Annotated in this window: 13 protein-coding genes; 8 read left to right on the top strand and 5 right to left on the bottom strand. The window is 55.0% G+C overall.

What is annotated here, in order from left to right; genetic code table 11:
- Positions 1-488: 488 nt before the first annotated feature.
- Positions 489-2105 carry a sensor histidine kinase gene (locus M3G15_RS20595; RefSeq protein WP_260071931.1) on the bottom strand — a complete coding sequence of 539 codons (1617 nt, stop codon included), beginning with the start codon at positions 2103-2105 and terminating at the stop codon, positions 489-491.
- Positions 2102-2788, bottom strand: a complete 687-nt coding sequence (locus M3G15_RS20590) for a response regulator transcription factor (RefSeq protein WP_260071930.1) — start codon at positions 2786-2788, stop codon at positions 2102-2104. Before M3G15_RS20590 ends, M3G15_RS20595 begins: the two co-directional genes overlap by 4 nt.
- Positions 2789-3084: 296 nt before the next feature.
- On the opposite strand from M3G15_RS20590, the gene M3G15_RS20585 reads away from it, so the two are divergent.
- Positions 3085-4017 (top strand): manganese-dependent inorganic pyrophosphatase, encoded by a 933-nt coding sequence (locus M3G15_RS20585; RefSeq protein ID WP_260071929.1) that lies wholly within the window; start codon positions 3085-3087, stop codon positions 4015-4017.
- Positions 4018-4115: 98 nt separating this feature from the next.
- Here M3G15_RS20585 and M3G15_RS20580 read toward each other — a convergent pair whose 3' ends face one another.
- On the bottom strand, positions 4116-4418 hold the full coding sequence (locus M3G15_RS20580) for a hypothetical protein (protein WP_009226880.1): 303 nt from the start codon (positions 4416-4418) through the stop codon (positions 4116-4118).
- A gap of 21 nt (positions 4419-4439) precedes the next feature.
- The gene (locus M3G15_RS20575; protein WP_260071928.1) at positions 4440-5057 is read right to left on the bottom strand and encodes a TetR/AcrR family transcriptional regulator; all 618 of its coding nucleotides are present in this window, start codon (positions 5055-5057) and stop codon (positions 4440-4442) included.
- Between the two features lie 390 nt (positions 5058-5447).
- Here M3G15_RS20575 and M3G15_RS20570 point away from each other — a divergent pair, with 390 nt between their 5' ends.
- Complete coding sequence (locus tag M3G15_RS20570) at positions 5448-6842, top strand: amino acid permease (protein ID WP_009226878.1); 1395 nt, start codon at positions 5448-5450, stop codon at positions 6840-6842.
- 16 nt (positions 6843-6858) lie between these two features.
- On the opposite strand, the gene M3G15_RS20565 is transcribed toward M3G15_RS20570, so the two are convergent.
- Complete coding sequence (locus M3G15_RS20565; protein WP_260071927.1) at positions 6859-7491, bottom strand: LysE family translocator; 633 nt, start codon at positions 7489-7491, stop codon at positions 6859-6861.
- A 169-nt stretch (positions 7492-7660) separates the two neighbouring features.
- Here M3G15_RS20565 and M3G15_RS20560 point away from each other — a divergent pair, with 169 nt between their 5' ends.
- The 6 genes from M3G15_RS20560 to def all read left to right on the top strand — a co-directional run bounded on the left by M3G15_RS20560 (position 7661) and on the right by def (position 10767).
- Positions 7661-8440 (top strand): MBL fold metallo-hydrolase, encoded by a 780-nt coding sequence (locus tag M3G15_RS20560; RefSeq protein ID WP_009226876.1) that lies wholly within the window; start codon positions 7661-7663, stop codon positions 8438-8440.
- Positions 8418-8984, top strand: a complete 567-nt coding sequence (locus M3G15_RS20555; protein WP_009226875.1) for a TetR/AcrR family transcriptional regulator — start codon at positions 8418-8420, stop codon at positions 8982-8984. Before M3G15_RS20560 ends, M3G15_RS20555 begins: the two co-directional genes overlap by 23 nt.
- A gap of 143 nt (positions 8985-9127) precedes the next feature.
- A complete protein-coding gene (locus tag M3G15_RS20550; protein WP_260071926.1) occupies positions 9128-9394 on the top strand; it encodes a YqkE family protein in 267 nt (88 codons plus the stop codon).
- Between the two features lie 176 nt (positions 9395-9570).
- Complete coding sequence (locus M3G15_RS20545; RefSeq protein ID WP_260071925.1) at positions 9571-9933, top strand: hypothetical protein; 363 nt, start codon at positions 9571-9573, stop codon at positions 9931-9933.
- Between the two features lie 68 nt (positions 9934-10001).
- Positions 10002-10193: a helix-turn-helix transcriptional regulator gene (locus M3G15_RS20540; protein ID WP_036646556.1), complete on the top strand. Its 192-nt coding sequence runs from the start codon at positions 10002-10004 to the stop codon at positions 10191-10193.
- Positions 10186-10767: a peptide deformylase gene (gene def, locus M3G15_RS20535; protein WP_009226871.1), complete on the top strand. Its 582-nt coding sequence runs from the start codon at positions 10186-10188 to the stop codon at positions 10765-10767. The genes M3G15_RS20540 and def overlap by 8 nt, the downstream gene beginning before the upstream one ends.
- Positions 10768-11073 lie beyond the last annotated feature (306 nt).

Genomic DNA, 11073 nt, shown 5'->3' with positions numbered 1-11073 from the left:
AATGTAACGGACTCCAATGACGTTATTGGTGTCAACAACACGTTTACTCTAGGCTAACGGACACAGATGACGTTATTTTGCTCTTTTTCGCTGTCATTCCCATATTGGGAGCTTAATAACGGCTATTGAGTCCGTTACAAAGGGAAATATCCGGGAAATAAGCAAATAACGTCATTACGGTCCGTTAGCCGCAGGCTGGCGGGCGAATGTGTGGCCGACTGATGTATGGCTAGCGGGCGAATGCTTGGCCGACCGTTGGGTGGCCGGTTAGCGAATGTGCGGCCGGTATATGAGTGCCATCGTATGCTTAGCCGGGCATATGCTTCGTCGGTGCATGCTTAGCGTGCGTTGCCCGGTTGCTCTCTATGCCTGGCTGGCGCACGCCTTGGCCGGTCTATACTTGGCTCAGCGTATGCTCAGCCGACGTATGCTCAGCCGACGTATGCTCAGCCAGCGTATGCTCAGCCAGCATATGCACCGCTGGCCCTTTATATCGCCGGCAGCGTCACCCTGAAGGTTGCGCCTTGGCCTGGCTCACTGTGAACCTCGATCGTGCCGCCATGCGCTTCAACGATCGCTTGCGAGATGGACAGGCCCAGCCCGGCTCCGCCTTGTTTGCGCGTGCGGGAGGCGTCGATGCGGTAAAACCGCTCGAACACATGCGGCAAATGCTCGGGGGCAATGCCGGGCCCGTTATCCCGCACATCCAGTTCAGCCTGACGGGGGTGAGCCGACAAGCGCACCGCGATGGTCCCTTGCTGCGGGTCGGTATGCTGAACGGCGTTGTGGAACAGGTTCAACACCACTTGCTTGATTTTGTCCCGGTCGCACATCGCGGTCAGCCCTGGCTGCAGGTCGAACAGGACCTCGCGCTCCCCGGCCAGCATCCGCAGATGCGGCTCCATCTCCGCGATCACTTTATCCAAGCGTACCTGGGTGCGCTGGACGACTGGCGTGCGGTCGAGCTTGGCGAGCGTCAGCAAATCCTCGACCAGCTTCTTCATCCGCTGCGCTTCGCCCAGCATGCTGTTCAGCGCGGTATGCAGCTGCTCCGGCCGGTTGGCGGCTCCCCGCAGCAGCACCTCCAGGAAGCCGTGGATCGAGGTCAGCGGTGTCCGCAGCTCGTGGGAAGCGTCCGCGACGAACCGGCGCATCTGCTCCTTCGCTTCACGCTCGGCCTCAAACGATTCCTCGAGCCGCTCCAGCATTCCATTAAAGGAAGCGCCCAGCCGATCAATTTCCGATTGTCCGGATGCCGCCGTGAACCGGTTGCTGAGATTCCCGGCATTGGTATCCTCTACGATGCGCACCATTTGATTAAGCGGCGTTAACGCCTGGCGCAAAATCGGCAGATACAGCGCCAGTCCGCCGGCCAATGCCAGAAGTGAGAGGCCGACAAACGTCAGCAGCTGACGCATCACGACTTCGCGTAACGGTGCGGTATAAGTGCCCATTTGGACGAGCCAGGCACGTTCGCCTTGTTCTCCGGGCAACCCAACCAAACGAAAGACCACCAGCTGTTCCTTCCCGTCCTGATCCTCGATGACGCGGTAGCCTTCCGATCCCGGCTGACTCTCTTCGAACAATGCGGCGTATTCCGCATCGGACAGCTGAGGGGCAGGGGCGCCGGATTCAGCGTTCAGATCGATAAAATCATGATCGCTGTTGATGATGGCGAGCGAGGCGCCGGGGATAAACAACTGCGGAGGACGACCATCAGTTCCTTCTCCGCCGATGCCCCCGCCGCCAGGCGCGCTCCCGTTCATCCCGGCCTCAGCCCCGACTCCAGCGCCATCCCCCCCCGGCTTCGGGGGTCCCCAGTGTTCGATCGGCTGGCCTGCCTTCATAAAGACATCCCGAAGCGGGCCGCGCATTTGGGATACCATGGTTTCGGCTTGGTTTTTGTATAGGAAGTCTTTCATGATGACGTACTGAAATACGCCAATCAGAATTAATAGAGCGGCTAACAGAAAAAGGGATCTAGAGAGCAGCTGAAAGCGCAGTGAGCTTGGGGAGATCAGGCTGCGAAGTCCGCGGATCCATCGCTTCCCGGCGGCGGTAATCCCGCCAGTCCGTGCCCGGCTTCTGCCGGCAAGGCGCTTCATGGCAGATCTACGCGGTAGCCCGCACCGCGCAGCGTTCGGATTAACCGGTGCTCCCGGTCATTTAATTTTTCGCGCAGGGACCGGATATAGACCTCCACGATATTTTCCTCGCCCCCAAAGTCATAACCCCACACTTTATCCAAAATCGTCGTTTTGCTTAAGACGATGCCATGGTTCAGGATCAAATATTTCAGCAGCTCATATTCGGTGGGGGATAATTCCAACACCTGATCCAAATAGGCAATTTCCTTGCGGCGATCGTCCAGTCGGAAGGGGCCAATCACCACTTCACCAAACAGGGCCGGAAACTGATTGCGCAGGCGCGCACCGATCCGAGCGAGCAACTCCTCGAAGCTGAACGGCTTCACGACGTAATCGTCGGCGCCAATCGTCAGCCCCTTCACTCGATCTTCGACTTCGTCCTTGGCCGTCAGCATGATGATGGCTACGTTCTCGCCGTTCTTTCGCAGCAACCGGCACACTTCAAAGCCGTCCGTTCCCGGCATCATCACATCCAGCACGATCACATGCGGCTGAAATTCGGCGGCGATGGCGACAGCGGTCATACCGTCTCCGGCGGTGCGCACCTCAAATCCTTCATTTTGCAGACCCAGCTCAAGAAACTGCACGATATGCGGTTCATCATCCACCAGCAAGATTTTTGCCCCTTTAACTTGTTTCATTGAAAAATATCCCCCTTGCACCTATCCATGCGTGTCCATTCTGATGATTCTATTATGCGCGATGATGCTGAACATTTGCTGAATGCCGACTGAAGGCGGACTGAAGGCCCAACTGAGCGCCATTCCAAGCAAGAATAAGCTGAAGCATTAAACTTGATCGTACCCGGTTTGTCAGGAGAAGTAAACTCACTGGATCACGTCCGGATAACGGACCAGGCTTGGACGAGAGTCTTGCTTGCCGCTCCGCTAATAAGCTATACTTTTGACATGAAGTCATGCTAAAGGGGAGTAATGAGATGGAAAAAGTATTGATTTTCGGTCATAAAAATCCCGACACGGACACGATTTGTTCGGCAATCGCTTACGCCGACCTGAAGTCCAAGCTGGGCTGGAACGTTGAGCCTGTACGCCTGGGCGATGTCAACGGGGAGACGGCGTTCGCATTGGAACGCTTTGGCTTCGAAGCGCCGCGTTTGGTTGAGACCGTGGCGAACGAAGCGAAAGAAGTCATTCTGGTCGACCATAACGAACGTCAGCAAAGCGCTTCCGATATTGAGCAAGTGCGTGTTGTGGAAGTGATCGACCATCACCGGATCGCCAACTTCGAGACAAGCGGACCGCTGTACTACCGGGCTGAACCGGTTGGCTGCACCGCAACGATCCTGAATAAAATGTATAAAGAAAACGGCATCGCCGTCCCAGCCAACATCGCCGGCTTGATGCTGTCCGCAATCATTTCCGACTCGCTGCTCTTCAAATCGCCAACCTGCACTGAGCAAGACGTAGCTGCGGCACGGGAGCTGGCTGAAATCGCCGGCGTCAACGCGGAAGAGTACGGATTGGACATGCTGAAAGCAGGGGCCGACCTCAGCGATAAGACGATTGAGCAGTTGATTTCCCTGGACGCCAAAGAATTCGACATGGGCGGAGCTAAAGTTGAAATCGCCCAAGTGAACGCGGTGGACGTCAACGACGTCTTGTCCCGTCAAAGTGAAATTGAGGCAGCCCTGAACGGGATCATCGCCAACAAAGGACTGGACCTGTTCCTGTTTGTCGTGACCGACATCCTGAACAACGACTCCGTGGGCTTGGCGCTGGGTAAAGCAGCCGATGCCGTCGAGCAAGCCTACAACGTGAAGCTCGTTGACAACAAAGCCGTACTGAAAGGCGTTGTATCCCGCAAATCGCAAATCGTGCCGGTATTGACGGAAATCTTCAATAAACGTTAATTCTCCGGCATTTCGAGAGCCTTGTCTGTCCTGATATCTTAAAAAAGGCTGCTTGCCGGGGTGCAGTTCAAAATCCTGGCTAGCAGCCTTGATATCGTTTATAGGAGGTGAAACCGCTCCAATTGATCCCAGAGCCCTTCTTCCTGCAACACTTCCCGCTGCTTCGGCCCGATCAGGTCGAAATGAGGGAACGGAGAGCGTTGATGAATGTAACGGGCGGGAAGGCCATGGGCCTCGCACCAAGCTCGGAGCCGCTCCAAGTTGGAGCAACCCACTTTGGTGACGGTCTTGGCATCCGGAAACCGCGGGTCCAGCCAATAGTGAGTCAGAAAACCAATTTCTCCGCTGGCCACCTTTCGCTTCCATGCCTCCAATTCCTCTCGCGACACGCCAAAAGCCACAGCTTCCCACCTCCTTCAAATTTAGTTATGAATCCCTCTCCACAAAAAGCTAACGATCGCTTCGGCCGCCTGCTCCGCTGACGGAAGCAGCTTATTTTTGTCGGCGTATTGACGTTCTCCCACCCGCAGCATCGAAACGTACAGATGGGCGGCCAGGTTTGGGTCGCTGCAGACGATCTCTCCTTGCTTGGCAGCTTGGGCGAACCCTTCGCGAAGCGTTTCGTACAGATCGTTTTCGTGGCGGATCAAAGTTTCCTGCTGCTCACCGGACAAATGATGCTGGATGCTGCGGAACATCTCGTCCATGTGAACCTGGGGAATCCTTAAATAGTTAATGGTAATTTTCAGCAATCTTTCCCGAAATGTCCCGGGCTCCTCCAATAGCTGCCGGATGCGTCCATTCACCCGGGCGAGCGTCGTCGCGACAGAGGCCACGAACAAATCCTGTTTGGTTGGATAATAGTAATAAACGGTAGCTTTGGTGATCCCGCAATGCTCGGCAACCTGATTCATGGATACGGACTTATAGCCCTTATCCATAAATAGAAGCGACGCAGAACGCAGGATCTGCTCGGACGTCGCCAGGGCGTCGGGCTGCTGGACGGGCCGTCCCAAGGCTTTTTTATGTGGCAGGGTCAACCGTGATCACCTCGAGCAACTTGTACTGAGCCCATATTATATCATATTTTCCGTTTGATAATTAACCTTCCGGTATATATAATTAATGATCAGAGTGATGTTTATCACCTCATGTTAGCAAACAAGAAAAGGGAGATGGAGACTTCAATGGACATGCTGCTTGGCAAAGCGGCCTTCTGGCCGTCCAAGAAGGGGCAGCTTGAACCAGAGCCGGTGAAAGGCGCAGGCCAATAATCGAAATATCTCTAATTAAAGCACTTGGAGTTCCGCCGGGGCAAGCGGGGCTTCGGGTGCTATTTTTTTGCAAGAAACAGATTACATATTTCCCGCTTGCCGGCCGCAGAATACGTGGATGCAGAACTGTTGAAATAAAACGAGGGAGACAAGAACATGGCCAAGGCGCAAAACGGAGAGGGGAAAAAAGGCGATCTACGCTGGTGGCAGCTCTCCTTGCTGGGGGTGGCATCAACCATCGGCACCGGGTATTTCCTTGGATCGGGGATCGGGATCCGCATGGCGGGGCCATCCATTCTGATCGCGTTCCTGCTGGCTGCGGCCGGGACTTATACGGTATTTGAGGTCTTAGCCCGCATGACCGCGGACCAGCCGGAGCAGGGCTCCTTCCGTTCCTATGCGAAGCGGGCCTTTGGGCGCTGGGCGGGCTTCGGCAGCGGCTGGGTGTATTGGAGCTCGGAGCTGCTGATCATGGGCAGCCAACTGACGGCATTATCGCTATTCTCGCGTTTTTGGTTCCCCGGCGTGCCGATGTGGATGTTTGCGATTGGATATGCCGTATTAGGGCTGGGCGTGATTTTGCTTGGCAATAAGGTGTTTGATTCGATGGAAAATGTGCTGTCGGTGATCAAAATCGCTGCCATCCTTATGTTCCTGGGGGTGGCCGCTGCCGCGCTGATGGGCTGGATTCAGGGAGGCGGCGGGAGAGCGCCGGAATTTCCGCAAACGGTCAAGTCCTTCTTTCCAACGGGAGGGATGGGCTTGTGGTCGGGATTTATTTTTGCGTTTTACGCCTTTGGCGGGATCGAGGTAATGGGCATAATGGCGATTCGGCTGCGTGATCCGAAGGAAGCTCCGAAATCCGGTACGATCATGCTGCTGTTGCTCTCGGTGGTGTACTTGCTGTCGATTGGGCTTGCCGTCACTTTGGTGGCCTGGAACACCTTTGACCCGAAACGCAGTCCATTCGTAACGGCCCTCGCCCAATATCCGCTGCCGTTTATCTCCCATGTGTTTAACGGCGTGCTGATCGTAGCCGGCTTCTCTACGATGGTCGCTTCCTTGTATGCGGTGACGACGATGCTGGTTACGCTCGCGAAGGACAAGGATGCGCCGCCGTTATTCGCACGGAAAGGCTGGCGGGAGCGGCCGTTGTTTGCCATTGGCCTCACGGCCGCCGGACTTGCAGCTTCCGTGGTGATGTCCTTTGTCATGCCGGGGCGCATATACGAGTACATTACGACATCGGCCGGATTGCTGCTGCTTTATAACTGGTTTTTTATTCTGGTGACATCGGGTAAGCTGCTCAAGCTTAGCGGGTTTGGGCAAGTCAAACGGTGGGGCGGCATGGTGCTAATCGCGATCGCGGTGTCGGGGACTTTGTTCCATGACACGAGCCGGCCGGGATTCTGGGGAAGCCTGGCGTTTGTTGGCGTCATCGGGATCGTGACCTTCATTATGCAGCTGGTCGTCTGGAAGCCGAAGAAACAGGCCAAGCGGCGGGGCCGCCCAGCCAAATCGATGGTACTGCGTCCAAAACGGACGACGTGATCGAAGGGAGCTTGACTTACCATCGTTGCGCGAGCAGTAAAAAGGCTTGATATCCAAAATAAAGCCCAAACCCAATGAGGGACAGGCCGGACAATATCGAGATCAGCATCAGGACCCGGTTCGTTAGCAGCTTGCGGAACACGCTGGCAAATCCGGCCATCGTGAAATCCCATACCAACAGTCCGACAATAATAGCGCTGCTGTTGATGATCAAGTCCTGGGTCCGCATATGAGCTGCGGCTTGAGCTAATACCGAACCGTATATCCCCAGCCAGAATAAGATGGACAGCGGGTTGCTGATGGACATGAGAAATCCGGACAAGAGCGACTTCCGAAGCGGCTCGCTGCCTCTCATCCCCCCGTCGGGGATTTTGCCGGCTTGCTTCAGACTGTCGATGCCGATATAGGTGAGTACGAAGAACCCAAATAACCAGAGGAAGCTTTTCATAAACGGAGTGTTCAAGAAGTGCACCACCCCAAAATAAACGAGCAGCATGTACAGCAGGTCGGCGGATAGGGCGCCAAGGCCAACAAACCAGGCGTGCAGGAAGCCGCCGCGGATGCCTTTATCCAATTGGGCGGCGTTCACCGGGCCGATGGGGGCGGATACAGATAAGCCAAGTAGCACATAGCTAAAAAAGCTGTTCATTGCTTAAACCTCCAAAAGTCAGAAATGATAACTTTGCTTGTACAGCATATTCAGGGAGGCACGCTTGTACGACTTCAAAAAATAGGAAGAAACCTCTTGCAAAACTAAAGGGTTTAGCTTAAATTAAAACTAAAGGTTTTAGTTTTTGGGAGAGAGAGGCGATTTAGCGATGAGAATTACGGAATACGGGAAGTTAATCCAACTGTCTTTTTTGCCCCGGTTTTTTCCGGTCAATTGTTATCTGGTCGAGGAAGAGGATGGCGTCACATTAATCGATGCAGCTTTGCCGTATAGCGCCAAAGGAATCTTGAAAGCTGTGGAAGAGATCGGTAAGCCGCTGACGCGGATCGTGCTGACTCATGTCCATGACGACCACGTTGGCGCGCTGGATGCCTTAAAAGCGCAGCTTCCTGAAGTTCCGGTCTACGTATCCGCCCGCGATGCGCGCTTGATGGAGGGCGACGTGTCGCTTGACCCGGGGGAGCCGACTTCGCCCATCCGCGGCGGGGTGCCGAAGAAGCTGGTGACCCGCGCCGACGTTACGTTTACCGATGGGGAGCGCATCGGTTCGCTGCTGGCCGTGGCGGCGCCGGGCCATACGCCGGGTTCCTTTGCGCTGCTTGATACGCGCAGCGGCGCACTGATCGCCGGCGATGCCTTCCAAACCCGCGCAGGCATTGCCGTGAGCGGCACCGTGCGCCCGCTGTTTCCGTTCCCGGCCCTTGCCACCTGGCATAAGGAAACCGCGCTCGCCAGCGCACGCAAGCTGGCCGGCCTGAACCCTTCGCTGCTGGCGGTAGGGCACGGGCCGGTGCTGAAGCAGCCGGCGGCAGCCATCGCCAAAGCGATTGCGGCGGCCGAGCGGGCATTAGGCAAGGCGCCGGCTGCAAACGCGGCGGCCGTGACTCACCGGAAGGAGGATTCCCATGTCGCCGAGAATGGGAATTGACAGCACAGCGGTGCTGATGGCCGCTGTGGATGTTGCTAATGCGGAGGGGCTGGAGGCGGTGACGATTACTTCCATTGCCAAGAAGCTGGGCATCCGGCCGCCTTCCCTCTATAACCATGTCAGCGGTCTGGAGCAAATTCGCGTGGAATTGGCCAAATACGCGCTGGACCAGTTATATGAGCATATTTCCGCCGCTGTCGGTGATCGGGCAGGAGAGGCTGCGATCCGCGAGTTCGCTAACGCTTATCTCGAATTTGCTCATGCCTATCCCGGATTGTACGATGCGGCGCAAGCGGCGCCGGGGCCTGAACATCCTGCGCTGCAGGAAGCCGGTGGGCGCTTGGTGGATTTGATCCTGCGATACCTCGGCAGTTACCCGCTCACGGAGGAGCAAGCTTTGCATGCGGTTCGCGGGTTGCGGAGTTTGATTCACGGCTTTGCCTCGCTGGAATTGCGCGGAGCATTTGGTCTTCCGCTGGAGCTAAAGGACAGCCTGGCGTTTAATCTCGGCTTGTTCCTTCGCGGATTGGAGCAGGTTACGTAGTCACCTGGCGGTGAGATGGTTCTTCTGCCCAGCGTAAGAGGCGCTGTGAAGCGGGGCCGGCGATTCCGATTGACAATGATTTTTCGACTATGATACTTTAGGCTTGAACGAAGAGGAACGCAGGAAACCGAGGTGAAGCATCCGTGGGGAAGAAGAAAGGACGTTCCGTACCAAGCGCGCCAGCTAACGCGGCGGCAGACAAACCGGCCACGCTGAAGGATCTTCTTGGCCAGGATACGCTGGAGAAGCTGAAGGCGCAAGCTGAAGAACTGAAGAAGGAAGAGGAACGCCGCCAGGAGGAGGCCCGCATCCGCAAGGAGGAAGCGCGCCGGGCGGAGCAGAAACGGCTCGACAACGATTTCGAGCATCTGCTGAATACAAGTAATCTGGATTGGCACAAGTTTAAATAAAGCGTCACGGATGAAGTGGCGATGGATAGACGATAATGAACGGCCAGATGACAGCCATATGCCAGCAAAGAGATAGCCATAAGTTCGGCATAAGATTGGCCATAAGACAGCAACGGCAATGCGGCTCCTGAAAGCGGGAGCTTTTATTTTTGTGCATAGAGTTAAGGAGGTGACGGATGATGGAGAGTATCGGGGCGTGGGTCGTCTTTTTCTTGGTGATCGTGGCGCTGGGGTTGTTTAACCGGAGGTTCAAATATTCGGCCAAGGTTCGGGAATCCTATGAAGAGCTGACCTCGCTGGCGGAGCGGACCCGCAAAGGACGGACGACCAAGGCGGATCTGGCGCGGTGGGATGCCGCTTTGGCGCGGCTGGAGAAGTACCCAAGCGAATACAATAAGCTCGATCAGGAGATTGGCTTGCGCAAGGCGTATGTCCACTATTTGGAGCAGCATTATCCGGAAGACGAGCGGCTTCCGGAACTGCGTGAAGCGGCCGGGTTCCAGAAGGATTCCGTCTGGGGGATTAAAATCAAATCTTGATTTTGACAGGTCCATCGGGGCGTGATACCATGGGGGAGTCCAAAACTTTTGACATTTTGGTGGTGCCGATGAACAATAAGATCAAGCAATTCCGGAAGCGGCTGGGCTTAACCCAGAATGAGCTGGCCGCGGAATGCGGCGTCACGCGCCAAACGATCAATTGCGTGGAGAACAACCGGTACGACCCGACGCTGGAGCTGGCATTCAAGCTTGCGAAAATTTTGCAGACGAAGGTGGATGAACTGTTTATTTATGAGTAAATTCAACCGCAATTACATCATTACGATGGATGATATTGTAAGAGAAGGGGATCCTATTCTCAGAGTGGTGACGGAGCCGGTCAGCATCCCCCCAACCGAGGAAGACCGCGAGGAAATGGCGGCGATGCTGCAATTTCTGAAGAACAGCCAGGATCCCGAGATGTCGAAGAAATACAAGCTGCGGGCGGGCGTGGGGTTGTCGGCGAATCAGATCGGACTGAACAAGCGGATGTTCGCAGCTCTGCTGATGGACGAGAACGGCAAGGATCGGCCGCTCGCTTTGTACAATCCGAAGATCATCAGCCATTCTCAGGCGATGACGTATTTGCCGGAGAGCGAGGGCTGCCTGTCGGTCGACCGGACGGTGCAGGGCTTCGTTCCACGCTACGAGAAGGTCCAAGTGAAGGCATACGATGATGAGGGCAACGAGATCAAGCTTCGGTTCAAAGGCTTTGACGCAATCGTGATGCAACATGAGATCGATCATCTAAACGGTATCATGTTTTATGATCATATCAATCCGGAGCATCCGTTTAAGCTGCCGAGCGGTGTGCCGATTTCCAGTTTATATTAATGCTTCATCCCAGCTTGAAGAAAGCCTGCAAAAGTGCAGGAATTATCACCGGATTCCCGCATTTCGCCGAAAAAAGATGCAAAAATACAGGTATTTTTCTGCGATATCTGGAAATCGAGCAGTTTCTCAAATTAAACCTGTATTTTTGCAGGCTTTCCCTGATTAAGCCCACTAGCGTTGCATTAAGACTTCTTTCTGCTTTGATTCAGACAAATACAGAACAACGATATAGTATATACAAACCGGATTAGTATATATTTTACAGACGCACTTTGCTTAAATTTGAAAAAGTTTAGAGGGGATTAG

Origin of the sequence: Paenibacillus sp. p3-SID1389 (assembly GCF_025151705.1) — a bacterium.
GTDB classification, from domain to species: domain Bacteria; phylum Bacillota; class Bacilli; order Paenibacillales; family Paenibacillaceae; genus Fontibacillus; species Fontibacillus phoenicis.
This window is presented reverse-complemented; position numbering and strand designations above follow the sequence as displayed.